This is a genomic window from Isoptericola sp. F-RaC21, assembly GCF_038593535.1.
Taxonomy (GTDB): Bacteria; Actinomycetota; Actinomycetes; order Actinomycetales; family Cellulomonadaceae; genus Isoptericola.
In genome coordinates, this window is record NZ_JBCFYX010000005.1 from 215876 (window position 1) to 242657 (window position 26782).

At 73.8% G+C, this 26782-nt stretch carries 21 protein-coding genes; 15 read left to right on the forward strand and 6 right to left on the reverse strand.

The annotated features are described in order from the left end of the window. The first annotated feature begins 63 nt into the window (after positions 1 to 63). From AAG589_RS19215 to AAG589_RS19240, 6 genes are all read left to right on the forward strand, one after another. The gene (locus AAG589_RS19215; protein WP_430568898.1) at positions 64 to 2475 is read left to right on the forward strand and encodes a family 43 glycosylhydrolase; all 2412 of its coding nucleotides are present in this window, start codon (positions 64 to 66) and stop codon (positions 2473 to 2475) included. 159 nt (positions 2476 to 2634) lie between these two features. Beyond that, positions 2635 to 3921: an ABC transporter substrate-binding protein gene (locus AAG589_RS19220; protein WP_430568899.1), complete on the forward strand. Its 1287-nt coding sequence runs from the start codon at positions 2635 to 2637 to the stop codon at positions 3919 to 3921. Between the two features lie 2 nt (positions 3922 to 3923). Next, a complete protein-coding gene (locus tag AAG589_RS19225) occupies positions 3924 to 4907 on the forward strand; it encodes a carbohydrate ABC transporter permease (RefSeq protein WP_430568900.1) in 984 nt (327 codons plus the stop codon). Continuing rightward, a complete protein-coding gene (locus AAG589_RS19230; protein ID WP_430568901.1) occupies positions 4907 to 5836 on the forward strand; it encodes a carbohydrate ABC transporter permease in 930 nt (309 codons plus the stop codon). The genes AAG589_RS19225 and AAG589_RS19230 overlap by 1 nt, the downstream gene beginning before the upstream one ends. Before the next feature lie 5 nt (positions 5837 to 5841). Beyond that, positions 5842 to 8463 carry a beta-galactosidase gene (locus tag AAG589_RS19235; RefSeq protein WP_430568902.1) on the forward strand — a complete coding sequence of 874 codons (2622 nt, stop codon included), beginning with the start codon at positions 5842 to 5844 and terminating at the stop codon, positions 8461 to 8463. A gap of 2 nt (positions 8464 to 8465) precedes the next feature. After that, a complete protein-coding gene (locus AAG589_RS19240) occupies positions 8466 to 9698 on the forward strand; it encodes an ROK family protein (protein ID WP_430568903.1) in 1233 nt (410 codons plus the stop codon). A 24-nt stretch (positions 9699 to 9722) separates the two neighbouring features. Here the strand turns inward: AAG589_RS19240 and AAG589_RS19245 are convergent, their stop codons facing one another. Continuing rightward, complete coding sequence (locus tag AAG589_RS19245) at positions 9723 to 10709, reverse strand: LacI family DNA-binding transcriptional regulator (protein ID WP_430569219.1); 987 nt, start codon at positions 10707 to 10709, stop codon at positions 9723 to 9725. A gap of 296 nt (positions 10710 to 11005) precedes the next feature. Here AAG589_RS19245 and AAG589_RS19250 point away from each other — a divergent pair, with 296 nt between their 5' ends. The 6 genes from AAG589_RS19250 (at position 11006) to AAG589_RS19275 (ending at position 20582) form a co-directional block, all read left to right on the forward strand. Continuing rightward, complete coding sequence (locus AAG589_RS19250) at positions 11006 to 11845, forward strand: carbohydrate ABC transporter permease (RefSeq protein ID WP_430569220.1); 840 nt, start codon at positions 11006 to 11008, stop codon at positions 11843 to 11845. Between the two features lie 3 nt (positions 11846 to 11848). Then, on the forward strand, positions 11849 to 12763 hold the full coding sequence (locus tag AAG589_RS19255; RefSeq protein ID WP_446719768.1) for a carbohydrate ABC transporter permease: 915 nt from the start codon (positions 11849 to 11851) through the stop codon (positions 12761 to 12763). Positions 12764 to 12818: 55 nt separating this feature from the next. After that, a complete protein-coding gene (locus AAG589_RS19260; protein ID WP_430568904.1) occupies positions 12819 to 14159 on the forward strand; it encodes an ABC transporter substrate-binding protein in 1341 nt (446 codons plus the stop codon). 23 nt (positions 14160 to 14182) lie between these two features. Further along, positions 14183 to 15988: a glycoside hydrolase family 35 protein gene (locus AAG589_RS19265; protein WP_430568905.1), complete on the forward strand. Its 1806-nt coding sequence runs from the start codon at positions 14183 to 14185 to the stop codon at positions 15986 to 15988. A gap of 2 nt (positions 15989 to 15990) precedes the next feature. Further along, positions 15991 to 17235, forward strand: coding sequence for a galactokinase (gene galK / locus AAG589_RS19270; RefSeq protein WP_430568906.1), 1245 nt, complete (start codon positions 15991 to 15993; stop codon positions 17233 to 17235). 71 nt (positions 17236 to 17306) lie between these two features. After that, positions 17307 to 20582, forward strand: coding sequence for an RICIN domain-containing protein (locus AAG589_RS19275; protein ID WP_430568907.1), 3276 nt, complete (start codon positions 17307 to 17309; stop codon positions 20580 to 20582). A gap of 19 nt (positions 20583 to 20601) precedes the next feature. Here the strand turns inward: AAG589_RS19275 and AAG589_RS19280 are convergent, their stop codons facing one another. Both AAG589_RS19280 and vapB read right to left on the reverse strand, forming a co-directional pair. After that, the gene (locus AAG589_RS19280; protein WP_430568908.1) at positions 20602 to 21006 is read right to left on the reverse strand and encodes a type II toxin-antitoxin system VapC family toxin; all 405 of its coding nucleotides are present in this window, start codon (positions 21004 to 21006) and stop codon (positions 20602 to 20604) included. Further along, complete coding sequence (gene vapB / locus AAG589_RS19285; protein WP_430568909.1) at positions 21003 to 21233, reverse strand: type II toxin-antitoxin system VapB family antitoxin; 231 nt, start codon at positions 21231 to 21233, stop codon at positions 21003 to 21005. Before vapB ends, AAG589_RS19280 begins: the two co-directional genes overlap by 4 nt. 65 nt (positions 21234 to 21298) lie before the next feature. On the opposite strand from vapB, the gene AAG589_RS19290 reads away from it, so the two are divergent. Then, complete coding sequence (locus AAG589_RS19290; protein ID WP_430568910.1) at positions 21299 to 22513, forward strand: MFS transporter; 1215 nt, start codon at positions 21299 to 21301, stop codon at positions 22511 to 22513. A 30-nt stretch (positions 22514 to 22543) separates the two neighbouring features. Further along, complete coding sequence (locus tag AAG589_RS19295; RefSeq protein ID WP_430568911.1) at positions 22544 to 22972, forward strand: DUF5808 domain-containing protein; 429 nt, start codon at positions 22544 to 22546, stop codon at positions 22970 to 22972. A gap of 58 nt (positions 22973 to 23030) precedes the next feature. Here AAG589_RS19295 and AAG589_RS19300 read toward each other — a convergent pair whose 3' ends face one another. From AAG589_RS19300 to AAG589_RS19310, 3 genes are read right to left on the reverse strand one after another with little or no spacing between them, the layout of a single operon-like run. Then, positions 23031 to 23711, reverse strand: a complete 681-nt coding sequence (locus AAG589_RS19300) for a DUF6226 family protein (RefSeq protein ID WP_430568912.1) — start codon at positions 23709 to 23711, stop codon at positions 23031 to 23033. Further along, entirely contained in the window at positions 23708 to 24487 is a 780-nt protein-coding gene (locus tag AAG589_RS19305) for a thioesterase family protein (protein ID WP_430568913.1), read from the reverse strand. The genes AAG589_RS19300 and AAG589_RS19305 overlap by 4 nt, the downstream gene beginning before the upstream one ends. Before the next feature lie 26 nt (positions 24488 to 24513). Then, on the reverse strand, positions 24514 to 25377 hold the full coding sequence (locus AAG589_RS19310; RefSeq protein ID WP_430568914.1) for a helix-turn-helix domain-containing protein: 864 nt from the start codon (positions 25375 to 25377) through the stop codon (positions 24514 to 24516). A gap of 112 nt (positions 25378 to 25489) precedes the next feature. Between AAG589_RS19310 and AAG589_RS19315 the strand changes: the two genes are divergently transcribed. After that, positions 25490 to 26746 (forward strand): multidrug effflux MFS transporter, encoded by a 1257-nt coding sequence (locus tag AAG589_RS19315; RefSeq protein WP_430568915.1) that lies wholly within the window; start codon positions 25490 to 25492, stop codon positions 26744 to 26746. Positions 26747 to 26782 lie beyond the last annotated feature (36 nt).

A 26782-nucleotide genomic window follows, 5' to 3' on the forward strand; every position in this document is an offset into this window, starting at 1 on the left:
GCCGCACGGCGGGCTCGAGGTGGCCCCGCCGCTCGACTCGCTTCGACGACGAAGGAGAACGACATGCCACATCCCCAGCCAGGACAGCGTGGACCCGGGCGGCCCGTCCGGCTCCGCGTGACGGCCGGCGGCGTGGGCCTGGCGCTCGCGCTGGTCGGCCTGCAGGCGACCGTCGGCACGGCGTCCGACGACGCGTCCGGCGACGCGGCCGGCGACACGGGCGGGGCGACCTACCCCGCCGTCCTCGACCCGGGCCCGGGCGCCGACGACTACTTCTCCCCGGCCTGGCCCGACGACCAGGGCGAGCACATCCAGGCGCACGGCGGTCAGGTGGTGCAGAGCGAGGAGGACGGCCGCACCGTCTACTACTGGTACGGCGAGGACCGCAGCAACGGCTACTACGGCAGCCCGGGCGTGCACGCGTACAAGTCGTACGACACGAGGAGCTGGACGGACGAGGGCGTCGTCATGCGGTCCGTGTCCGACCCGGCGGAGCTGGAGTCGCCGTACTTCGACGACCTCTACGACACCGTCGACGACGCCGGGCAGCCCCGCGCCGACCGGATCGCCGAGCTGGACTACCACCTCGACACGAACGAGGCGGCCGACCGCACCACGATCTTCGAGCGGCCCAAGGTGCTGCACAACGAGAAGACCGGGAAGTGGGTGCTGTGGTGGCACTCCGACGGCCAGACGACGGCCGGCGGCAGCATGTACGCCCGCTCGATGGCGGGCGTGGCGGTGGCGGACAGCCCGACCGGCCCGTTCCGGATGACCGGCGTGTACCGGATGCCGAACCGCACGAACTACCAGGACTGCATCTCGGCGGCCGTGCCGGGGCAGGCGCGCGACATGACCGTGTTCCAGGACGACGACGGCACGGCATACATCGTGTACTCGTCGGAGGAGAACCGTTCGCTCTACGTGGCCGAGCTGGACGACACGTACACCAACGTCACGCACACCACGGACACGGACATGGCGGACGCCGGCCAGTACTCCGAGGACGGCCGGTACCCGTACCTGTTCGCGGACGGCTCCGCCGAGGCGCCCGTGCGCGGTGAGGACTTCCAGATCGTCAAGGAGTGCGGGATGCTCGAGGCGCCCGCGCTGTTCGAGCACGGCGGCACGTACTACGCCGTCGCGTCCGGCGCGACGGGGTGGGACCCGAACCCGCAGACGTACTACACGGCCGACAGCATCCTCGGGCCGTGGATCCGCGGCGTCGAGGCCGACGACCGGTACGAGGACGTCCCGTACAACACCATCCCCGAGGGCGGCGACGGCCTGCTGTCGGTGGGCGACACCCGGCGGTCCACCTTCGGCTCGCAGTCCACCAACGTGCTCGACCTCGGCGGCGGCCGGTTCGTCTACATGGGCGACCGCTGGAACGCCGGCGCCGCCGACTCCACCTACGTGTGGCTGCCGATCACGATCGGCGAGAACGGGCGCGCCGAGCTGCGCAACCCCGCCGCGGAGGACCCGGAGCGCTGGGGCGGCGGCTGGGACGAGAGCTGGTGGGACTCGCGCGGTCTGGGCGACGGCGTCTGGTCGGTGGTCGACGACGGGCTGCCCGAGCGGGTCGCGCCCGGTGAGGACCTCACCGACGTCCTCCCGGCGACGGTCCCGGTCGAGGTGGACGGCGTCACGACCGACGTGGCCGTGACCTGGGACGCGACGTCGTTCGCCACGCGCGGCGAGCACACGATCACCGGCACCCTCGCGGCGGACGACCGGTTCTCCGCCGGCCGCACCTTCAGCCGCACGATCGAGGTGTCCGAGGACGGGGTCGTCGAGCTGTGCGGCGCGGACGGCACCGCGGTCTCGGCGAGCTTCCACCAGACCGACTGGGAGACGATGCCCGCCGAGAACGCCTGCGACGGCGACGCGTCGACGTCGTGGTCCACGTGGGCGAGCGGCTCGACGCAGGACGAGGTCACCTTCACCGTGGAGCCCGCGGCGGCGCACGTCGTCGACCAGGTCGCGTTCACGAACGTCGAGGGCACGATCGCGCAGTTCGGCGTCGAGTACCGCGACGGCGACGGCACCTGGCACGCGACGACGGCGCAGGACGTGGCGCCGGAGGGGAACGGCACCCGCACCGCCGTCGCCTTCGACCCGGTCTGGGCGTCGGCCGTACGGCTGACCTTCGCGACCCCGGGCTCGTACCTCAAGATCTCGGAGCTCACGGTGGACTCCCCGCCCACGACCGTCGAGCCGGCGGTCGCCACGCGCTGCGTGGGGCAGGGGCGTGCCCAGCTCGTGACGACCGTCCGCAACGTGACCGACCGCGCGGGCGACGTCGAGGTCCGGACGGCGCTCGGCGACCGCACCGTGCGGGGCGTGGCCCCCGGCGCCACGGGGTCTGCCGTGGTGAGCACGCGCGAGCAGGCCCTCGCCGCCGGGACGGCGACGGTCGCGATCGGCGAGGGGCCGCAGGTCACCGTCGGGTACACGGCGCACACCTGCGGTTGACGGTGAGCCGGGCCGGCGCCTCGGTGCCGGCCCGGCCCGCCGTGACCAGTTCGTGATCGCCAGAACCTCGCGATTAATTTATCTACGGGTTAGATTTACCACCGTTGCAATCGAGGGACGGTCGAGGACGACCGGCCCCACCGCAGAGAGGCGGAGACGATGAACGCAAGGACGCGATGGACCAAGGGGGTCGCCGGCCTGGCGGTCGCCGCGCTGGGCATGACCGCGCTGGCGGCGTGCGGCTCGGGGGAGGACTCCGCCGACGGCGGGGTCACGACGCTGACGATGACCGTCTGGGGCGGCGACGTCGACAAGAAGTCCTACCAGCAGCGCGTGGACATGCTGGAGGAGGCGCACCCCGACATCAAGGTCGACCTGCAGCTCATCCCGAGCGAGCAGTACGAGCAGAAGGTGCAGACGATGATCGCGGGCGGCAACGGCCCCGACATCATGCAGGTGGCCGAGGGCGTCAACGTCTACTCGTCCAAGAACCAGATCCTGCCGCTCGACGAGTACGTGTCGAAGTCCGGCATGGACCTCCAGGAGCGCTTCGGCCCCACCGGCGAGCTGTACTCCTACCAGGACAAGGTCTACGCGATCCCGGACCGCTCCGGCGCGATGATCGTCTACTACAACAAGGACCTCTTCGACGCCGCCGGCGTGGACTACCCCACGGCCGACTGGACCCAGGAGGACGCCCAGGCCGCGATGGAGAAGCTCACCGTGCCAGGCAAGCAGTGGGGCTACGGCGGCGCCGGCTGGTGGGCGCAGTGGTGGAGCTTCGCGTACCAGAACGGCGGCCAGATCATCGACGACGCGGGCGCGCCGACGGTGAACAGCCCCGAGGTCGTGGACGCGCTGCAGTGGGCGAACGACCTGACCTTCAAGGACCACGTCGTCCCGACCGCGGCCGAGTACGCGGACATGGGCCCCGACATGGGCGGCGACCCGGCGTTCGCCGCCCAGAAGGTCGCGATGAACACGACCGGGTTCTGGGCCATCGGCGGTCTGCTCGAGTCGGACTTCGACTGGGACATCGCCCCGATGTGGCAGGGCGACGAGCAGGCCGTGTCGGCCTTCGGCTCCGGGCTGGCGATCTCGCGCGACTCCGAGCACCCGGACAAGGCGTTCGAGGCGATCGACTACCTCACCGACGCCGAGGCGCAGCAGGTCATCATCGACAACGCCCAGGACGTGCCCGCCAACGTGCAGGTGCAGCAGTCGGACGCCTTCCTCAAGCCGAAGTGGGCCACGAAGGACATCAACATGGCAGCCTTCGCCGAGTCGTCCGACTTCGTGTTCACGTCGCCCCTCATCCCCGAGTGGAACGAGATGCAGGCGGCCTTCGACGACAACCTGGGCACGTTCTGGAACGAGGGCGGCGACGCGAAGACGCAGCTCGACGCGATCCAGACGAAGCTCGAGTCGATCGTCGGCCAGGGCTGACCGTGGCCGCCGACCTCGGCGCCGTCATCGGTGCGGCGCGGGCCCAGGGCTCGCGCCGCGCCGGCGGCCGGCGCGCCGCCCGCCTGCCCCGCCCCAAGCTCTCCCGGCGCGGCAGGACGGAGGCCCTGTTCTTCTGGCTCTTCATCTCGCCGTGGCTCGTCGGCTTCGTCGGGTTCCTGCTGGGCCCGATGATCGCGTCGGTGTACATCTCGCTCACCGAGTGGGACTCGTTCACGCCGCCCGTGTTCGTGGGCCTGGACAACTATGTCCAGGCGCTCACCGGCGACCCGGTGTTCTGGAAGGCGCTCTGGAACACCTTCTACTACGCCGCGATCTCGGTGCCGCTGGGGCTGGCGGTCGGGCTGTGGCTGGCGAACCTGCTCAACAAGAAGGTCCGCGGCCGCAAGTTCTTCCGCACGATGATCTACCTCCCCACGCTGGTGCCGCTCGTGGCCACCGCGATGGTGTTCAAGATGGTGCTGGCGCCGTCCGGGCCGCTCAACGACCTGCTCGGGGTGTTCGGCGTGCACGGGCCGAACTGGCTGCTCGACCCCCTCTGGGTCAAGCCTGCGCTCATCGTGCTGTCGGCCTGGGGCGCCGGGAGCGCGACCGTGCTGCTCCTCAGCGCCATGAACGGCATCCCGCGCGAGTTCTACGAGGCCGCCGAGATCGACGGGGCGGGGCCGTTCCGCCAGTTCTGGTCGATCACGTTCCCGCAGATCACGCCGATCATCTTCTTCAACCTCATCATGGGGCTGATCGGCGCGTTCCAGATCTTCTCCCAGGTGTACATCCTCACCCAGGGCGGGCCCGACAACGCCAGCATGATGATGGTCCCGCTCCTCTTCGACCAGGCCTTCGGGTTCTACCACTTCGGCTACGCGTCGGCGGTGGCCTGGCTGCTGTTCGTCGTGATCATCGGCTTCACCGCGCTGGCGTTCCGCACGTCCCGCCGCTGGGTGTTCTACGAGACGGAGGTGCGGTGATGGCCGCAGCGACCCAGGCCCCACCCGTGGCCGCCGCCGACCCGGGCGTCGCGCCCGGCACCGGTGCCACGGCCCGCACGCTCAAGGCCTTCAAGGCGACCCCGGCCACCTACGCGGTGCTGCTGATCGTCTCGGCGGTCTTCTTCGTGCCGCTGATCCTCATGGTCTCCATCGCGCTGTCGAGCGACCAGACCAGCGCGCAGAACGCGTTCACCGTGATCCCGACCGAGTTCCGGTGGTCGAACTTCGCCACCGTCTTCACCGCCACGGGCCTGCCCGTGGGCCGGTTCGTGCTCAACTCGGTGATCATCGCGACGCTGTCCGCCGTCGGCCAGGTGCTCTCGTCGTCGCTGGTCGGCTACGCCTTCGCCCGCCTGCGGGCGCCCGGCAAGAACGTCATGTTCGTCGTCGTCCTCGCCACCATGATGATCCCCGCGCAGATCACGATGATCCCGCAGTTCCTGCTGTTCAAGGAGCTGGGGTGGGTGAACACGTACCTGCCGCTCATCGTGCCGAGCTTCTTCTCCAACGCCTTCAACGTGTTCCTCGTGCGGCAGTTCGTCTCGCGCATCCCGAGCGAGATGGACGAGGCCGCGCAGGTGGACGGGCTCGGCTACTTCGGCATCTACCGCCGCATCGTGCTGCCCATGATGTGGCCGATCCTCACGGCCATCGCGATCTTCACCCTGACGCACGCGTGGGGCGACTTCATGGGGCCGCTCATCTACCTCAACGCCGAGGAGACGATGCCGCTCGCGCTCGGCCTGCAGTACATGACGTCGACGAGCAACGCCATGCAGCTGCCGCCGTGGAACCTCGTCATGGTCGGCTCGATCATGCTCACGCTGCCGATGATCGTCGTGTACTACCTCGGCCAGAAGTACCTGTACGAGATGAACGTCTCCGTGGGAAGCGCGGGTGTGAAGTGACGGACGTGACGACCCGGACCGCCGTCGAGCTCGGGCCCTCGGGCCTCGTGGTCGACGGCGCGGAGAAGGTGCTGCTGTGCGCCTCCCTGTTCTACTTCAGGCTGCCCCGCGAGGAGTGGGCGGAGCGGCTCGCGCAGGTGCGGGCGACGGGGTACGACGCCGTCGACGTCTACCTGCCGTGGAACTTCCACGAGCTCGAGCCGGGCCGCTGGGACTTCACCGGGCGGCGAGACGTCGGCACCTTCCTCGACCTCGCCCACGAGGCGGGGCTGCTGGTGGTCGCCCGGCCCGGGCCGTACATCTGCTCGGAGTGGGACGGCGGCGCGCTGCCCGCCTGGCTCGCGCTGGAGCCCGGGCTGCGGCTGCGCCAGGCCGAGCCGCGGTACCTGGCGCACGTGCGGGAGTGGTTCGACCGGGCCCTGCCGGTCCTGGCGGCCCGGCAGCACGGGCGCGGCGGCAGCGTCGTGGCCGTGCAGCTGGAGAACGAGCTCGACTTCTTCGACTGCGAGGACCGGGCGGGCTACGTCGGGGCGCTCGCGGACCTGGCGCGCGCCCACGGCATCACCGTGCCGCTCGTCGCGTGCGCCGGCCAGGGAGACCTGGTCGGCGCCACGGGCGGAGCCGAGGGCGTCGCGCCGGCGTTCAACTTCTACCCCGACGACCGGTCGCCCCACGTCGAGGCGGAGGTGCGCCGCTACGCCGACCTGGTCGCCGAGCGCGGGCTGCCGCTCCTGGTCACCGAGACCAACCGGCGCCACGTCACCCTGCGCCGGCTCCTGGTCAGCGGCGCGACGCTGCTCGCGCCGTACCTGCAGGCGTCCGGCGTCGACCTCGGCTACACGCCGTCGGTGGGCAACTGGGGCGACCCCGGCAGCTTCATGACGCACGACTACGACTTCGGCGGGTTCCTCTCCCCGACGGGCGTCGCGCGGCCCGAGGTGGCGGAGGCCCGGGTGCTGGCGGCGGTCGTGCGGACCCTCGGCCCGGCGCTGGCGCGCGCCGTGCCGCGACCGGCGCCCGGCGCGTGCCCGACCGACGCCCCGACGAGCGCGTCGCCGTCGCTCCTGGAGCTCGACGGCGGCGGCACGCTGCTCGGCGTACCGAACCTCGGGGAGTCGTGGTCCGTGGCCACGGTCCGGGTGGACGTCGAGGGACGCTCCGAGGTGGACGTCGCCCTGCCGCCCGAGTCGTGCCTGCTCGTGCTGCGCGACCTGCCCCTCGGCCGGTTCGGGGCGGCGGGCACGCTGCGGCTGTCGACCGCGGACCTCGTCGGCGCGGGCCCGGCCGGGCTCGAGCTCGCCGGGCGGGGCCCCGCCGTCGTCGTCCTGGAGGACGACGAGGGGGCCCGCACGCTCGTCGAGCTGCGCGCCCCGGAGCCCGGGGCGGAGGTCCGCGCGGTCGTGCGGGCCGGCGCCGCCCGGTGGGACGTCGTCCTGCGCCACCCCGACGACGTGCCCGGCCCGGGGGAGACGTCCCCGCGCGGCCCCTCGGCCGCCGCGGACACCGACCCGGCGGACGACCCCACCGTCGCCGCCGTCGACGTGGCCGAGGCGGTGCGGCTCGACCTGCCCGTCCGGGACGGCCGCCCGGAGCGGTACGACCTGCCGCCGAGCTCGGAGGAGGTCGGCGTCCACCGCGGGCGCACGCACTACGCCGCCGACCTGGACGGGGCCGGCGAGCTGCTGCTGGAGGGGGCGGCGGACGTCGTCGACCTCGCCCTCGACGGCGTCGCGCGCCCGACCCTCGCGCGCTTCGGCGCCACCGTCGTCGTGCCCACCGACGGCGCCCGCCGGCTGGCGGCGACCGTCGAGACCTGGGGGCACGCGAACTTCGACGACGCCCGGCTGCCCGCGCTGCGGGCCGGGTCCCTCCGGGGGCTCGGCCGGGTGTGGTCGGTCGTGGGACGCGACGACGTGTCCGCGCTGTGGGGCGTCGCGGCGGGGGAGCAGTGGGCCGGCGACCCCGCGCCGCTGCGCACGCTCGGCGGGTGGAGCAGCACGCGCGTCGGGCGCGCGGTGACGTACCGCCGGTCGCTGCCGGTGGACGGTGCGCGTCACCACGCCCTGCGCCTCGACGGCATGCCCGGCTCGGTCGACGTGCGGGTGGACGGCGGCGCGCGGCGCACCGTGACGGCCGAGGACCCGTGGCTGCACCTGGCGCCGGGCGAGGGGCGGCAGGTCGAGGTGACGCTCGGGCACCTGCCGGGCGCGCTGGGCGGGGCGGAGCTGCTGCGCCTCGAGCCGGTGCACGGCTGGCAGGTCGAGGCCCAGCCGGACGCCGCGCTGCTGGAGCTCTCCACCCGGGCCGCCGCGGGGGCCGGCGTCGAGCTGCCGCTGCACCTCGAGCCCGGCGACGAGGCGTGGCTCGACGTCGCGCTCCCGGCGGGCGGGCGTTCCCTGTGGTTCGAGGGCGCCCAGGTGCGCGTCAGCGCCTTCGCGCGCGGCGAGCTGCTCGGCCGCGTCTGGCTCGACGACCCCGCCGCCCCGCGGTTCTCCGGGGGCCGGCCCACGCGGCTCTGGCTGCCCGCGGCCTGGAACGACGGCGGACTACGCTTGCTGGTGCGCGCGACCGCCGGGCCGGACCGGCCGCGGCTGACGCGCCTTCGCACCGTCTCCACCCGGGAGTGACCATGGCAGTCGAGAGGCGGACGTCGCGCGACATCCGCAGCGAGTCCCGGCTGGACGTGATGCACGCCCTGCTGTCGGCCGAGGAGGCCACCCGCAACGACCTGGCCCGGACGACCGGGCTCAGCCCGGCCACCGTGGCCACCGTCGTCGGCGACCTGCTGTCCGAGGGGATCGTCACCGAGTCCCGCCTCAGCGCCGGGCGGGTGGGCCGGCCCACCAGCAGCCTGCGCATCAACGCCGACCGCGGCCGGGTGGTCGGGGTCGACGTCGCGGAGACCTACGTCCGCGCGATCGTCTTCGACGCGGCGCTCGACGAGGTGGCGGCGGTCGAGACGCCCCGCGACGAGCACGAGAGCGCGCCGGAGTACGTCGTGGAGGGCATCGGCCGCACCTTCGAGGCCGCGCTCGAGAAGGCGGGGGTGGGCGTCGACGACGTGCTCGGCGTGGGGGTGGCGCTGCCCGGCATCGTGCAGCGCGCGTCGGGGGTGGCGGTCGTCGTGCCGCACTGGAGCTGGCACTCGGTGGAGCTCGACAGCCTGCGCGACCGCATCGGGGCCCCTCTCGTGCTCGACAACCCGCTCAAGGCCATCGCGACCGCGGAGCTGTGGTTCGGCACCGGCCGGGACGCCGGGTCGATGGTGACCGTGAACCTCGGCACCGGGGTGGGTGCCGGCATCGTCCTCGAGGGGCGGATCCTGCGCGGCGCGACCAACGCGGCCGGCGAGTGGGGACACTCGCTGCTCGCGGTCGACGGCCGCCGCTGCCGGTGCGGGCGGCGCGGCTGCGTGGAGGCCTACGTCGGCGCGCCCGGCATCCAGCAGACCCTCCGCGAGATCGCCCCCGAGCATCCGCTGTGCGGCCTGGACATGCAGCGGGACTTCATCCAGGCGCTCGCGTCGGCCGCCGCGGCGGACACCCCCGACCCGGCGGTGGAGGAGACGCTGGCGACGACCGCGCGCTACCTCGGGTCGGCGCTCGCCGACCTCGTGGCGGTCGTCAACCCGGAGCGGGTCACCCTCACCGGCTGGACGACGTGGGCCCTCGGCGACCGCCTGCTGCCGCTCACCCGCGCGCGGGTGGACGAGGAGGCCCCGGGGGAGTCCGCCGCCGGGCTGAGCCTGGAGATCTCGACGGTGCGGGGGAACTCCGTGGCCACGGGGGTCGCGATGATCGCGCTGGAGCGCTTCCTCGGCGACGTCGGCCTCGTGACGACGCGGGCCGCGATCGCGCTCTGACCTGCCGGCCGCGGGTCGGTACGGCTACCGCGGCGCCGGGCCCGTGCTCTCCCGCACGACCAGGCGCACGGGCACGGTCTCGTGGGTGCCGCTGAGGTCGACGTCGTCGTGCACCTGGCGCAGCAGCAGGTCGACGAGGCTGCTGCCGATGCGCGCGAAGTCCTGCTCCACGGTGGTCAGCGGCGGCCACAGGTGCTCGGCGAGGGTGATGCCGTCGAACCCGACGACCGACACGTCGTCCGGCACGCGGCGGCCGGCCTCGTGCAGGGCGTGCAGCACGCCGGCGGCGGTCTCGTCGTTGGCGCAGAAGACGGCGGTGACGTCGGGGTCGGCGGCGAGCTGCCGGCCGGCCGCGTAGCCGGTCTGCGCGGTCCAGTCGCCGTGCAGCGGCGGCGGCACGGGGCGGCCGGCCTCCTCGAGCGTGGCGCGCCAAGCGTCGATGCGGCTGCGGGCGGGGAGCGAGTCGTCGGGGCCGGCGACGTGGTGCACGGTGCGGTGCCCGAGGTCGAGCAGGTGCCGCACGGCCAGCCGGGTGCCCTCGGCCTGGTCGGCGCGCACGGCGGGGTGCGTCCCGACGAACCGGGAGTCGGAGACGACCACCGGGAGCTGGGCGGGCAGGGCGAGCGTGTCCGGGGTGGCGGACTCGGCGCGCACGATGACGAGCCCGTCGATGGCCTGGTGGGAGAGCCGGGCGACGGCGGCGGAGACGTCGTCGGGGGACGGGCTCTCGACGTCCACGATGGTGACCGTGTAGCCCTCGGCGCGCGCGGCCTCGACGACCGCCTCGACGGTGCGCGACTCGCCCGTGCGGGCCAGGCGGTGGGCGATGACGCCGATCGTGCGGAAGCTGCCGTACCGGAGCGCGCGCGCCGCGGTGTTGGGGGCGTACCCGAGCTCCGCCATGGCGGCGAGCACGCGCTCGCGGGTCGCGGGCTTGACGTTGTCGAGGCCCATGGAGACGCGGGAGACGGTCTGCGAGGAGACGCCGGCCAGCGCCGCGACCTCGGCCATCGACGGCGCCGTGCGGGGGCGTCGCTGCCCCCGGGCCTGCGCGCCGGGCGCGCCGTTCGTCCCCACCATCCCCGCCTCTCGTGCGATCTCGAGCCACTCCTCGGGCTCTGCCTGGCGCCGCGGGCTTGACATCCCCGGCGCCTCGCGACACTCTAATCCCGCCAAGATGTTTACGTAAACATTTGGCCCGTCCTCCTGGGAGTTGCTTCGTGACCGCAGACGCTCCGGCATCCTCGCCGCCCGCCCCGACCGCCGTGCCCGCGGTGCGCCGCAGTCGTCGGCGCTGGACGGGATGGATGTTCGTCGGCCCGTTCATGCTGGTGTTCGCGCTGGTCTTCCTGGCGCCGATCGTCTACTCGCTGTACCTGTCCGTGTTCCGCACGCAGATGGTGGGCGGCACCACGTTCGTCGGGTTCGACAACTACGCGCAGGCGCTGGGCGACCCGCAGTTCTGGGAGGGGCTGGGCCGCGTCAGCCTGTTCCTCGTGGTGCAGGTGCCGATCATGCTCGGCATCGCGCTGCTGGTGGCCCTCGCGATCGACAGCGGCCGCCTGTACGGCAAGAGCTTCTTCCGGATCTCGATCTTCATGCCGTACGCCGTGCCGGCCGTCGTCGCCGCCCTCATGTGGGGCTTCATGTACGGCACGCGCTTCGGCCTGGTGGGCAACATCAACGAGGCCCTCGGCGTGAGCCTGCCGAACCCCCTGTCGCCGGACCTCGTCCTGGCGTCGATCGGCAACATCGTCACCTGGGAGTTCGTCGGCTACAACATGCTGATCTTCTATTCCGCGCTGCGCGTGGTGCCCCACTCGCTGTACGAGGCGGCGGAGATCGACGGCGCCGGCCAGTGGCGCGTCATCAGCGCCATCAAGCTGCCCGCCATCCGCGGCGCGCTGGTCATCGCCACGATCTTCTCGATCATCGGCAGCTTCCAGCTCTTCAACGAGCCGAGCATCCTGCAGTCGCTCGCCCCGAACGCCATCACGACGTCGTACACGCCCAACCTGTACGCCTACTCGCTGTCGTTCTCCGGCCAGCAGTACAACTACTCCGCGACCGTGGCCATCATCATGGGCCTGATCACCATGGTGATCGCCTACGTGGTGCAGCTGCGCGGCATGCGCAAGGAGCCGTGACCCGTGTCGACGCTGACCGCCACCCCCGCCCGCCCCGCACCGCGGCTGCGCACCCGTCGCCACCACTCGGTGGCACGGCCCCGCCGCAGCCCGCTGCTCACGGTGCTCACCGCCCTCGTGCTCGTCTACTCGCTGGTGCCGCTCGCGTGGCTGCTCATCAACGCGACCAAGACGCAGGAGGACCTGTTCTCCTCGTTCGGGCTGTGGTTCGGCGGCTCGTTCTCCCTGTGGGACAACGTCGTCGCCACGCTCACCTACGACGACGGCGTCTTCGTGCGGTGGTTCGGCAACACCGTGCTGTACGTGGTCGTGGGCGCCGGCGGCGCGACGTTCCTCGCCATCCTCGGCGGCTACGCCCTCGCGAAGTTCGACTTCCCCGGCAAGCGCGGGGTGTTCGCGCTCGTCATCGGCGCGGTGGCCGTGCCGGGCACGGCGCTCGCCGTCCCGACGTTCCTCATGTTCAGCCAGCTGGGCCTGACGAACACGCCGTGGGCCGTGATCATCCCGTCGCTCATCTCGCCGTTCGGGCTCTACCTCATGTGGACGTTCGCGTCCGAGGCCGTCCCGGGCGAGCTGCTCGAGGCGGCCCGCATCGACGGCGCGGGGGAGTTCCGCACCTTCTTCCGGGTGAGCCTTCCGCTGCTCGCCCCGGGGATCGTCACGGTGCTGCTGTTCACGATGGTCGCCACCTGGAACAACTACTTCCTGCCGCTGATCATGCTGCGCGACTCGTCGTGGTACCCCCTGACGCTCGGCCTCAACGCCTGGAACGCGCAGGCCGCCACCGCCGGCGGCGAGGCGATCTTCAACCTCGTCATCACCGGCGCGCTGCTGACGATCCTGCCGCTCGTGGCCGCCTTCCTGCTGCTGCAGCGCTACTGGCAGTCCGGCCTCGCCGCCGGCTCCGTCAAGGAATGACCGCCGGGTCTCGACAGGCTCGGCCACCGGGTTTGGACAACGAAGTGAGGACCTCATGAACGCACGATCCCGCCATCTGGTGCGCGGCACCGCCCTCGCCGGCGTGCTCGCCCTCGGCCTGGCCGCCTGCGGCTCCGGCGACGACAGCGGCTCCGGCGGCGGCGACGCCGCGCCCGTCGACACCGCCGCCGTCCTCGACAAGGGCGGCGAGATCACCGTCTGGGCGTGGGAGCCCACCCTCGAGGACGTCGTCAAGGACTTCGAGGAGAAGTACCCGAACGTCACGGTGAACCTGGAGAACGTCGGCACGTCCAACGACCAGTACACGGCGCTGCAGAACGCGATCGCGGCCGGCGACGGCGTGCCCGACGTCGCGCAGATCGAGTACTTCGCGGTGCCGCAGTTCGCGATCTCGGAGGCGCTGACGAACCTCGGCCCGCTCGGCGCCGACGACCTGGACGGCACGTTCAGCACCGGCCCGTGGAGCTCGGTGCACAGCGGCGAGGGCGTCTACGGCCTGCCGATGGACTCCGGCCCCATGGCCCTCTTCTACAACGAGGAGGTCTTCGACAAGTACGGCGTCGACGTGCCGACCACGTGGGACGAGTACCTCGAGGCCGCGCGCACGATCCACAAGAAGGACCCGAAGGCGTACATCGCCAACGACATCGGCGACGCCGGCTTCACCACCAGCATGATCTGGCAGGCCGGCGGCCAGCCGTACCAGGTGGACGGCACCGACGTGGCGATCGACTTCGCCGGCGACGAGGGCACCCAGAAGTTCACCGAGGTGTGGCAGCAGCTGATCGACGAGGACCTGCTGGCCCCCGTCGGCTCGTGGAGCGACGAGTGGTACCAGGGCCTCGGCAACGGCACGATCGCGTCGCTGACCATCGGCGCGTGGATGCCCGCCAACCTCGAGTCCGGCGTCCCGCAGGGCAAGGGCAAGTGGCGCGTCGCCGAGATGCCGCAGTGGGAGGCCGGGCAGCACGCCACCTCCGAGAACGGCGGCTCCTCGCTGACCGTCCCCGCGGCGAGCACGAACGCCGAGCTCGCCTACGCGTTCGTCGACTACGCCACGCACGGCGAGGGCGTCCAGGCCCGGATCGACGGCGGCGCGTTCCCCGCCACGACGGCCGACCTCGAGTCCGAGGAGTTCCGCGGCACCGAGTCCGAGTACTTCGGCGGCCAGAAGATCAACGAGGTGCTCGCCGACTCCGCGGCGAACGTCGTCGAGGGCTGGCAGTACCTGCCGTTCCAGGTCTACGCGAACTCCATCTTCAACGACACGGTGGGCCAGGCGTACGTCTCCGGCACCACGCTGAACGACGGCCTCGCGAAGTGGCAGGAGCAGTCCGCCACGTACGGCAACGGCCAGGGCTTCACCGTCAAGTGACCGACCGAGAGGCGCACCACCCCATGCCGACGTTCGAGATCGGCGAGCGGGACTTCCTGCTCGACGGCCGCCCCTTCCAGGTGATCAGCGGGGCGCTGCACTACTTCCGCGTGCACCCCGACCAGTGGGCGGACCGGATCCGCAAGGCCCGGCTCATGGGGCTGAACACGATCGAGACGTACGTGGCGTGGAACTTCCACGCCCCGCAGCCCGACGAGTTCGACCTCACCGGCCGCCGCGACCTGGGCCGCTTCCTGGACCTGGTCGCGGCGGAGGGGCTGCACGCGATCGTGCGGCCCGGCCCGTACATCTGCGCGGAGTGGGACGGCGGCGGGCTGCCGGCGTGGCTGTTCTCGTCGACGGGCACGGTTTCGACAGGCTCAACCAGCGTCAGGCGGCACGACCCGGCGTTCCTGGAGGCCATCGGCAGCTACTACGCGCACCTGCTGCCGGTCGTGGCCGAGCGCCAGGTGACGCGCGGCGGCCCGGTGCTCATGGTGCAGGTGGAGAACGAGTACGGCGCCTACCCGGGCGTGCCGGCGGACGAGCGGGCCCGCTACCTGCGGGCGCTCGTCGAGATGACACGTGTACACGGGATCGACGTGCCGTTGTACACGTGCGACCAGGCCGACGACGAGCACCTGTCCCTCGGCGGCCTGCCCGAGCTGCACAAGACGGCGAACTTCGGCTCGCGGTCCCTGGAGCGGCTCGCCGTGCTGCGCCGCCACCAGCCCACCGGGCCGCTGATGTGCTCGGAGTTCTGGGACGGCTGGTTCGACTCCTGGGGGCTCGAGCACCACGTCACCGCGCCGGAGACCACGGCCGCCGACCTGGACGACCTGCTCGGAGTGGGCGCGTCGGTCAACCTGTACATGTTCCACGGCGGCACCAACCTGGGGCTGACGAACGGGGCCAACGACAAGGGCACCTACCTGCCCATCACCACGTCGTACGACTACGACGCCCCGCTGTCCGAGCACGGCGCCCCGACGGCGAAGTTCCACGCCCTGCGCGCGGTCATCGCCAAGCACGCGCCCGTGCCCGACGAGGTGCCCGTCGAGCCGGCCCCGGCGCCGGAGCTCGACGTCGTCCTGGACCGGAGCGTGCCGCTCGACGGCGTCCTGGACCTGGTGTCCGGCCGGCGGTCGCGGACGTCGTCCGCGGTGCCCCCGACGATGGACGACCTGCGCCAGTGGTCCGGGTTCGCGCTGTACGGCACGCGGGTCGAGGCCGACGACGCCGTCCTCGTGGCCGACGAGGTGCGCGACCGCGCCCTCGTGGCGCTCGACGGCGACCCGGTGGGCGTGCTCGACCGCGCCACCCACGCCCGGTCGGTGCCCCTGCCGCGCCGGGCGGGCACCCTGACGCTGCTCGTGGAGGACCGGGGCCGCGTGAACTACGGCGCCCGGATCGGCGAGCCCAAGGGCGTCGTCGGGCCGGTGCGCACCGCCACCCGCCGGCTCACGGACTGGGAGGCCGTGCCCCTGCGGCTCGACGACGCCCCCGCGCTGCTGGGCGACGACGTGTGGACGGCCGCGGACGACGACGCCTCGCCGGTCGGGGGGCCGTCGTTCCACCGCGGCACGTTCGACTCCGTGGCGGGCGCGGACCACTTCCTGCGGCTGGACGGCTGGTCGCGCGGCCTCGTCTGGGTCAACGGCGAGCTGCTCGGTCGCTACTCGAGCCAGGGGCCGACCGGCACGTACTTCGTGCCCGGCCCGCTGGTCCGGGCGGAGGGCAACGAGCTGGTGCTGCTCGAGCTGCACGGCGCGGCCGCGGCCCGCGCCCGGTTCGTCGCGGCGCCGGACCTCGGCCCGACGGAGGCCTGACGATGCCGACCGCCGCCGCGTGGCACGACGCCTGGTCGCCTGCCGACGGCGGCCGCCGGGCCCGGGAGCTCTTCGCCCGGGCGTTCGGCGACGAGGCCGGCCCGGCGGGGGTCTGGTCCGCGCCGGGGCGCGTGAACCTCATCGGCGAGCACACCGACTACAACGCCGGGCTGTGCCTGCCGACCGCGCTGCCGCACCGCACGTACGTCGCGCTGCGGCCGCGGCCGGACGACGTCGTGCGGCTCGCGTCGGCGCAGGCCGACGGGCTGTGGGAGGCCGACCTCGCCGACGTCGGTCCCACGGCCGCCGGCGTGACGGGCTGGGGCGCGTACCTCGCCGGCGTCGCGTGGGCGCTGCGGGAGGCGGGCCACGCCGTCGGCGGCTTCGACGCCGCGGTCGACTCGTGCGTGCCGTTCGGCGCCTCGCTGTCGAGCTCCGCGGCGCTCGAGAGCGCGGTCGCCGTGGCGCTCGACGACGTGCACGGGCTCGGGCTGGGCGGCACGGTCGCGGGCCGGTCCCGGCTGGTCGAGGCGTGCGTGCGCGCCGAGAACGACGTGGCCGGCGCGGCGACGGGCGGGCTCGACCAGTCCGCGTCCCTGCTGTGCCGCGCCGGCGAGGCGCTGCTGCTCGACTTCCGCCCGGGGCTGCCGCCCGAGGAGCACGCCGTCCCGCTGCCGTGGGACCTGGCGTCGGCCGGGCTCGTGCTGCTCGCCGTCGACACGCGGGCGCCGCACCGGCTCGTGGACGGGCAGTACGCCGCCCGGCGCGCGTCGTGCGAGCGCGCCGCCGCGCTGCTGGGCCTCGGCAGCCTGCGCGAGCTCGGCCCCGGGTCCCTGGAGGACGCGCTCGACGCGCTGACCCCGCACGACCCGGACGACGTGCTGCGCCGCCGCGTGCGGCACGTCGTCACCGAGACGGCGCGCACCGCCGACGTCGTCGACCTCGTGCGCGCCGGCGCGTACGCGCAGGTGGGGCCGCTCATGACCGGATCGCACGTCTCCCTGCGCGACGACTTCGAGGTCACCGTGCCCGAGCTCGACCTGGCGGTGGTCGCGAGCCTCGCCGCCGGGGCGCTCGGCGCCCGCATGACGGGCGGCGGCTTCGGCGGCTCCACCCTCGCGCTGGTGCGCGCCGGCGACGTCGACGCCGTCGTCGCCGAGGTCCGGGGCGCGTTCGCCGACGCCGGCCTGGCCGCGCCCGCCTTCCTGCTCGCCCCGCCGTCGGCCCCGGCCGGCCGCACCGACTGACCGCACCGACTGACCGCACGACCCGTCGCACGACCCCACCCATCGCACCGACGCGAGAGAGAGGTTCACCGATGAGCCCGACGAGAAGGAACGCCCGACGACGGCTCGCCGTCGTCACCGGGGCGGCGGGCGCGCTGCTGGCCGCCGGCCTCGTCCCGGCGTCCGCGCAGCCCGCCGCGACCGCGGTGTCCGCCGCGCCCACCTCGGCGGCCGACGCCGGCGTGACCGTCCGCCCCGACCCGTCGTACGCGGGGGAGCCGTTCGAGGGCTGGGGCACCAGCCTCGTGTGGTTCGCGAACGCCACCGGCGGCTACCCCGACGAGATCCGCGACCGCCTGGCCGACATGGTGTTCGGCGACGAGGGCCTGAACCTCAACATCGCCCGCTACAACGTGGGCGGCGGGAACGCCCCCGACGTGCCGGACTACCTGCGCGCGGGGGGCGCCGTCGACGGCTGGTGGAAGGCGCCCGAGGGCACCACCCGCGAGGACGTGGACTGGTGGGACCCGGCCGACCCCGACCACTGGGACGCGGACGCCGACGCCACGCAGCGGTGGTGGGTGGACCGCATCAAGGACGACGTCACGCACTGGGAGGCGTTCAGCAACTCCCCGCCGTGGTTCATGACCGAGTCCGGCTACGTGTCGGGGAACTTCGACGCCGGCACCGACCAGCTCAAGCCGGAGAGCGTCGACGACTTCGCGCAGTACCTGGTGGGCGCCGTCGAGCGGCTCGAGGACGCGCACGGCATCGACGTCGACACCGTCGACCCGTTCAACGAGCCGAACACCGACTACTGGGGCACCCAGCTCGGCGCGGACGGCAACCCGACCGGGGGCCGGCAGGAGGGCGCGCACGTCGGCCCGGAGCGGCAGCAGCAGGTGATCCCGGCGCTGGCGGAGGCGCTCGACGGCGCGTCGACGGACGCGGTGATCTCGGCGATGGACGAGACGAACCCGGGCCGGTTCGCGACCAACTGGAACTCCTACCCGGACGCCGTGCGCGACCAGGTGTCGCAGCTCAACGTGCACACCTACGGCACGGGCCAGCGCACCACGGTGCGCGACATCGCCAAGGGCGAGGACAAGCCGCTGTGGATGAGCGAGGTGGGCGGCTCCTGGTCGAGCACGGGCCAGGACTTCGAGTCCATGGAGTCCGGGCTGGGCAGCGCGCACCAGATCGTGGACGACCTGCGCGAGCTGGAGCCGTCGGCGTGGGTGTTCTGGCAGCCCGTCGAGGACTACGACAACATGGCGCCCGGCGGCGAGAGCCCCGAGGGCGGCAACTGGGGCGAGATCCAGCTGTCGTTCTCGTGCACCGCGGACGACACGCTCGAGACCTGCCCGATCTACACCAACACCAAGTACTGGGTCACCCAGAACTTCACGCACTACATCGCGCCGGGGGACCGGCTGGTCGGGGTCGACGACGCCGACAGCACCGCCGCGGTCTCGGCCGCGGGCGACGCCGCGACCGTCGTGCACGTCAACGACACGGCGGCGGCGCGCGAGGTCACGCTCGACCTGTCGGGCTTCGCCGACACCGCGGGCGCGACGGTCACGCCGGTGACCACCAGCACCGACGGCTACCTCGTCGAGGGCGACCCGGTGGCGGTCGAGGACGCGGCGGCCACGCTCACCGTGCCGGCGGAGTCGGTGACGACGTTCGTCGTCGCCGGCGTCTCCGGCGTCGCGGACGACGCCCCGCTGGCGCAGGACGGTCACGTCGTCCGGCTCGACGGCGCGCAGTCCGGGCTGTCCCTGGCGCCCGCGGGCGACGGCCTGCAGATCGCGACCGACGACCCCGCCGCGGCCGAGCAGCTGTGGACGCTCGACGACCTCGGCGCCCCCGAGGGCTCCGGCTCGCACCGCACCCGGTACGCCGTGACCAACGTGGCCACCGGGCAGCAGCTCGCCGTGGGCGAGGACACCTCGGCGGTGCTCGCGGACGCCCCCGCGGACCCCGCCAACACGCCCGCCGCCGCGCGGTGGATCCTCTCGACGACCGGCGACGGCACGTTCACGCTGGTCAACGCGTCGTCGCGCACCCTGCTGGAGGTGGGCGGCGAGGCCACGGCCGACGGCTCGCCCGTCGGGACCTACCGCGCCACCTCCGGCGCGAACCAGCGCTGGGCCGTGGTCGACGAGACGGTGCTGGGCACCGAGCCCGTGGACGTGTTCACCACGCCGGGCGTCGCGCCCGAGCTGCCGGACGTCGTCACGCCGGTCTACCCGGGCGGCGCGCGCGGCGAGCTGCCCGTGGCGTGGGACGCGCCCGGCGAGGACGCCTGGGCGCAGGCCGGCACGGTGGAGGTCGCCGGCACGGTGCGGGCGCCGGGCGGCGGCACCGTCGAGGCGAGGGCCACGGTGCTGGTCGACACGCTCGAGCGGACCACCACGGCCCGTGCCGAGGCCTATGTCGGGGAGGCCGCCGCCGAGGTCGAGCTGCCCGCCACGGTGACCGCCGTCGCCGCCGGGGGCGGCGAGGTGCGGCGCCCGGCGACCTGGGCCGACGTCCCCGCCGGGGCGTTCGACGAGGTGGGCGTGGTCGAGCTGACCGGCGCCGCCGACGACGGCGCGGGCGGCACGCTGCCCGCCACGGTGCGGGTGCTGGTCACCGAGCCCGGCGAGGCGAACGCCGCGCTCGCCGAGGGCACCACGGCGTCGGCCACGTACACGGAGCCCGACTACCCGGCGTCGCGCGTGATCGACGGCGACACGGGGGACAAGGGCTGGTCCAACTGGCGCTCCGACGCGAAGAACGCCGAGGACACGCTCACCGTGACGCTGCCGTCCGCCCGCGACGTGACCGGCGTCGTGACCCGGTTCTTCCGGGACGGCTCCCACCGCAGCTGGGCGACCGGCGTCGCCGTCGAGGCGCGGGTCGACGGCGCGTGGCAGGCCGTCGGCGAGGCGACGACCGACGACGGGACGCTCGTGGCCGACGTCCCCGCGGACGTGCGCGCGGACGCGGTGCGCGTGGTGATGACGGCGCACGAGGACACGCACCTGGTCGTCAGCGAGGTCGAGGTGCTGGCGAAGGTGCCCGGCGACGCCGAGCCGGCGTGGGACGCGAAGGCGACCTACGACGAGGTCGACGTCGTCTTCCACGACGGCGGGCAGTTCCTCGCCGGCTGGTGGGCCCGGGGCCAGGAGCCGGGCGCCTCCGCGACCGGGCCGTGGCAGGAGCTCGTCCGCGCCGGCGACGGCACGGCCGTGTGGACCGCGACGCGCGTCTTCGACACCGGCGACGTCGTCGTGCACGACGGCGCGCGGTACGAGGCGGCATGGTGGACCCGCAACCAGGAGCCGGGCGCCGGCAAGCACGGCCCGTGGAAGGTGCTCTGAGCCGGGTCGGCGATCCGGCTCAGCCGAGCCAGTCCTCGACCTCCAGGCCCGGCACTCGGGAGAACTCGCGCACGTTGTTCGTGACGACGACCATCCCGAGTGACCGGGCCTGCCCGGCGATGAGCGCGTCGTACGGGCCGATGGGCGTCCCACGTCCGGCGAGGACGGCGCGGATCCGCCCGGCGTGCATCGCCGCCGTCGTCTCGAACGGGACGATCTCGACGAGCGACAGCAGCTCGTCGACGGCCTGGCGGTTGCGGACGGGGTCGCGGGACCGCTCGATCCCGAACTCGAGCTCCATCTCGCTGATCGTGGACACGGCGATGCGCCCCTCGGCCGCCCGGAGCCTGGGCCGTGCCGCGTCCCCCTCGTCGCGCAGCAGCGCGATCAGGATGTTCGTGTCGAGCAGGTAGAGGCTGCTCACAGGGCGTCGCGTTCCTGGTCGGTGCCCTGGTCGCGTTCGGCCAGGAAGCCGGTCTCGGCGCGCAGCCCGTGCTCGAACCACGTGTCCCAGCCGGACCCGACCGGCTCGATGACCCGTGCGCGGCCGAGGACGCGGATGGTGACCTCCCGGACGTCGTCCGGGAGCGCGACCGCCTTCGGGAGCCGGACGGCCTGCGTGCGGTTGTTGCGGAAGACGGTCGTGCGCATGGTGACCTCCTGGGATATACCCCGAGGATATCCCTCGGCAGGCCGCCACGCGATAGGTTCGCCCGATGCGCCGTCCTGCTCCTCAGCCCTCGTCGTCCGTCGCCCGCGTGCCGGGGTTCCGGCCGTTGCTGGCGATGTCGGCGCTGGGGTTCTCGGGGTACGCGCTGCTGCTGCCGGCGGCGCCGCTGTGGGCGGTGCACGGGGGCGCGAGCGAGGGCGGCGCCGGCCTGGTCAACGCGGTGCTCATGCTCGCGACGGTGCTGACGCAGACCATGGTGCCGGGGCTGCTGCGCCGGGTGGGGTGGCGCCTGACGATGACGGTGGGCGTGGTGCTGCTCGGTGCGCCGTCGCTGCTGTTCATGGCGACCGACCAGCTCGGCTGGCTGCTCGCGCTGTCCGCGGTGCGGGGGATGGGCTTCGCCGTGCTGACTGTGTGCGGGTCGAGCGCCGTCGCCGCCCTCGTCGACGGGCCGCGGCACGGCCGCGCGATCGGCCTGTACGGGCTGTCGATCGCGTTCCCGCAGCTCGTGCTGGTGCCCAGCGCGGCGTGGATCGCCGAGACGCTCGACTTCCGCGTCGTCTTCGCGCTCGGCGCCCTGCCGGTGCTCGCGGCGCCGTTCGCGGTGCTGCTGGGCCGGTGCCTCGACGCCCTCGATGCCGAGGCCGCCGCGGCCGACGCGGACGCCGCGCACGCGGGGCAGGTCGGCGACGGCGGGCCGGGGCGCGGTCGCGTCCTGCTCGCGCTCGTCATGCCGTCGCTGGTGCTGCTGGCCGTGACGACGCCGGGCGGCGCGCTGCTGACGTTCGCGCCGCAGTTCGCCGGCGGGGCGGGCGCGGCGGTGGCGGGGCTGCTCGGCTTCACGGCGGCGACCGCGCTGTCCCGCTGGGGGGTGGGCGGGTTCGCCGACCGGTTCGGCCCGCGCGTCTTCCTCGCGCCGCTGCTCGCCGTCTGCGCGGCCGGGCTGGCGGTGTGCGCGTGGGCGATCGCCGCCGGCGGCCCCCGGCCGGCGCTGCTCGTGCTGGGGATGACGGTGGTCGGCGTCTCCTACGGCAGCCTGCAGAACCTCACGCTCGTCGCCGCCTTCGCCGCCGTGCCCGCGCGGCAGCACAGCACCGCCAGCGCCGTCTGGAACATCGGGTTCGACGCCGGGACGGGGCTGGGGTCGCTCGTGGTCGGGTTCATCGCCGCGGGCACGTCCTTCTCCGTGGGGCTGCTCACGACCGCAGTCGTGTGCGTCGTCGCGGCCGTCGCCGTCCTTCTCACCCGACCCCGGCGCTGAACCGTCGCGCGCGACGGTGCACGATGGGTGGTGACGACCCGGCGGGAACGACGAGCGGAGGCCGAGATGGGCAAGAAGCAGGAGATCCAGCACGGCAAGCAGCACGGCAAGCAGCACGGCAAGCAGCACCTCAAGGAGCACGGCAGGCAGCACGGCCGGAAGCGGGGCGGGCCGGGCCTGTTCCAGCTCGTGATGGTGGGGCTGGTGGTCGCGGCCGTGACCAAGGAGTTGCAGAAGGACAAGGAGGACCGCACCTGGCACGGCACCGTCGCCGGGTTCGTCCCCTACGAGTTCCGCGTGCCCACCGTGGAGCGCATCCGCGAGCGTGTCTGGGACCCGGAGGGCCAGCACCTGCTGAGCCCGCACGTCTTCGGCGTCGGCTGGACGCTCAACCTCGGACGCATCGTGGAGCTCGTGCGGCGCAAGGTCGACGACGCTCGCGAGGACTCCCCGGCCTGACAGCGGCGTGTCGCCCGACGACACGCCGCACGACACGCGGCCGCGATGCCCCGGGTCGTCAGGGCGTCGCGTCCAGCCAGGAGCGCCCGACGAGGGCCGTGCACGACCTCGGGAGGCGCGGGTCGCCGCCGTCCGCGAGCACCCGGCAGGCCCGCATCGCGGCCTCGAAGCTCCAGGGCTGCCTCGCGCCGCCCTCCATGCTGCCGCCGTCCGGGTGCCAGGCCGCCGTCCAGTCCGTGCCCTCGAGCAGGACGAACGGCCCGGCCACGACGTGGAGGATGTCGTCGTCGATCTCGTCGAGCAGGCCGGCCGAGCCCCAGTCGCAGGCGTCGCAGCCGCAGTCGGGGACGCCGTAGCCGATCCGGTGGTCGGGGGACCGGACCGCGATCTGCAGGGCGTCGGTCGTCTCGCCGTGCTCCGTGTGGCCGGCGTCCTGCTCCAGCAGCACGAGCGGCAGGGTGCCCGGCACGGGGGAGACGATCCGCACCCCGCGGGCGTACCGGCGCCGCTCGGACGTGGTGGGCCCGAGGTCCTCGACGACGACGCCGGGCAGCACGCCGAGCACCGCCGTCCACGCGCGGGCGCGGCCGTGCACCACCCGGTACTTGTGCAGGTCGGAGACCCGCGAGTACTCCTCGTCGCGCGGCTCGTCGCCCTCGGCCCGGGGCGGCGGCCAGGAGGGCAGGCCGAGACGGTCGTAGGCGTCCGCGACCCGGGCGCGCAGGCCCTCGGGGGTCACGGCGTGTCGAAGGCGCGGACCACGAGCCCCTGCGCGAGGGCGCCGAAGGCGCCGTGCTCGTCGTGCAGCACGCTGGAGGTGAGGCCGGCGCCGGTCGCACCGAAGACGACGGTCGTGTCGAGGCCCAGCCATTCGCCCTCGGGCGCGCGGTGCAGGTGCGCCGACAGGTCGACGTTGGGGAAGGCGACGCGGCGCGGGTCGGCGCGCACCGTCATCCCGTTCGCGAGGTCGAACAGCCCGACGGTGCGGGCGAGGCCGCTCACGTCCTCGTCCTCGACGAGCGCGTGCCCCGTGCGGACCCAGACGTGGCCGCGCCCCGGCTCGGCCAGGGTGCGTCGGACGTCGATCGACTCGACGAACCCGCCCGGCCAGTCCGCCGCCGGGTCCCACGCCGGCGTCGTGTCCGGTCCGGGCAGGGGCGCGGGTGCGCCCCCGGCGAGTGACGTCGTGCCGCCGACGGTGGTGAGCCAGGCGCGCAGCGTCACGACCGTACGGCCGGCGCACGCCACCGACGCCTCGACCAGCTCGACGCCGCGCCCCGGCCGCAGCACGCGCACGTCGGTGGTCATCTCCTCGAGGCGGTAGGGGCCCCAGATGTCGAACGTCAGCCGCGTGGCGGCCAGGTCGTCGCGGCCCCGCTTCTCCCGGTCCGCCTCCACGAGATGGGCGAGCAGCCCGAGCGTGGGCGCCACGTGCTGCTCGTCGGTCCTCCAGGCGCCGCCCACGTGCTCGGTGGGCTGGAACGTCGTCGCGCCGGTGCGGCGGAAGTAGGCCATGGATCGTCATCCTGCCAGGGCGCCGGTCAGGGTGTGGCGACCTCGGCGCCCCACGACGCCAGCAGCCGCAGCCGCTCGGCGGACGGCGAGCCGGGCTCCGCGGTGTAGACGAGCAGCACCTGACCGGGCTCGGCGGTGATGGCGAGCTCCTCGAACGCGAGGGTGAGCTCCCCGACCACGGGGTGGTGGAAGAGCTTGGTGCCCGTGCCGTGGATGCGGACGTCGTGCGCGGCCCAGAGCGCCCGGAACGTCTCGCTGCGGGTGGACAGCTCACCCACCAGGTCCTGGAAGGCCTTGTCGTGCGGGTTGCGGCCGGCCTCCGCACGCATCACGGCCACGCACATCTCGGCCATGACGTCCCAGTCGGGGTAGAAGTCGCGCGCCGCGGGGTCGAGGAACTGGAACCGGGCCAGGTTGGGCGTGCGCCCGCCGTCGCCGATGACCGGGGCGTAGAACGCGCGGCCCAGCGCGTTGGTCGCGAGCAGGTTCTGCCGCGGGTCGCGGACGAACGCGACGGCGTCGCTGATCGCCTCCAGCGCCCACTGCAGGCTCGGGCGGGGCACGGCGGGCTTGGTCGACCGGCCCCGCGGCCGCCCCGAGGTCGGGATGCCGTCGGCGGCCCGGGCGAGGTCGAGCAGGTGCGCCCGCTCGGCGTCGTCGAGGTTCAGGGCGCGCGACACGGCGTCGAGCACCGACGCGCTCGCGCCGGCGATCGCGCCCCGCTCGAGCTTCGCGTAGTACTCGACGCTCACCCCCGCCAGCAGGGCGACCTCGCTGCGCCGCAGGCCGGGCACCCGGCGGTTCGAGCCCCCGATCAGGCCCACCTCGTCGGGGGTGACCTTGGCGCGGCGCGACATGAGGAACTCGCGCACCTCGGCTCGGTTGTCCATGCCGTCCAGGCTAGGCACGGTCGGGCCGTCGCGGGGGGTCGCAGGGGTGCACTGTCGGTACACCCCTCGACAGTGACTCCCGCGCCGCCGGCGGGCGCCGGATGCTGGACGCATGCCCGCCGTCACCCCTGTCGCCCAGCACCGGTTCGCCCGGGTGCTGCCCGCGCTGCTGCTCCTGCTGACCGTCTTCGGGCCGATCTCCATGGACCTGTACCTGCCGGCGCTGCCCGCGCTGACGGCGGACCTCGGGGCGGCGACGTCGGTCGCGCAGCTCACCGTGACCGCCTGCCTCGTGGGGCTCGCCGTCGGGCAGCTCGTGGCGGGCCCGCTGTCCGACCGGTTCGGGCGTCGCGGCGTCCTGCTGGTCGGCGTCGTCGCGTACGTCGCGACGTCGGCGCTGTGCGCCCTCAGCCCGTCCGTGGAGCTGCTGATCGGCGCGCGCTTCGTGCAGGGCCTGGCCGGCGGCGTCGGCATCGTCATCGCGCAGGCCGCGGGCCGCGACGTCTACGACGGCGGTGCCCTGATCCGGTTCTACGGCCGCCTCACGGTGGTCGGCGGGCTCGCGGCGATCGTCGGGCCGCTGCTGGGCGGCCAGCTCAACACGGTGACCGACTGGCGCGGCCTGTTCGTCTTCCTCGCGGCCGCGGGCGCCGCCATCCTCGTCGCCGCGCTCGTCGCGTTCCCCGAGACGCTGCCCGCGGACCGGCGCACCGCCGGGGGCTTCGCCCAGACCGCGCGCGACTTCCGCGTGCTGCTGACGGACCGCGTGTACCTGGGCGCCGTGCTCCACCAGGGGTTCATGTACGCGGCGCTGTTCGCCTACCTGTCCGGCGCGACCTTCGTGCTGCAGGGCATCTACGGCCTGTCGCCGCAGGGGTACGCGCTCGCCTTCGGCCTGAACTCCGCCGGCTTCATGCTGTGCGGCTTCCTCGCGGGCCGTGCGGCGGAGCGCTGGAGCCAGTCCGGCACGCTGGCGGTCGGCACCGGGCTCGCGGGCCTCGGCGCCGTCGGCCTGCTGGTGTCCGGGCTGACGACGACGCCGCTGTGGGTCGTCGTCGTGTCCCTGCTGGCGCTCGCGAGCGGCGTGGCCACGACCTCCCCGCCCGCGACGACGCTCGCCCTCGTCGGCTACCCGCGGCTCGCCGGCACGGCGTCGTCCCTGCTCGGCATGGTCCGCTTCGGCTTCGGCGGCGTGGCCGCCCCGCTGGTCGGCCTCGCCGGCGCGGCGACGATCCTGCCCCTGGGCCTCGTCACCGTCGTCGCCGTCGCGCTCGCCGCCGTCGCCTTCCTCGCGCTGGCCGCACGCGCCCGCGCGGCCGCGCCCACCGTCCTCCGTGTCGACCTCGACGCGGACCCCGTCCACTCCTGAGCCACCCCATCCCAGAGCAAGCAACGAACGGAGCAC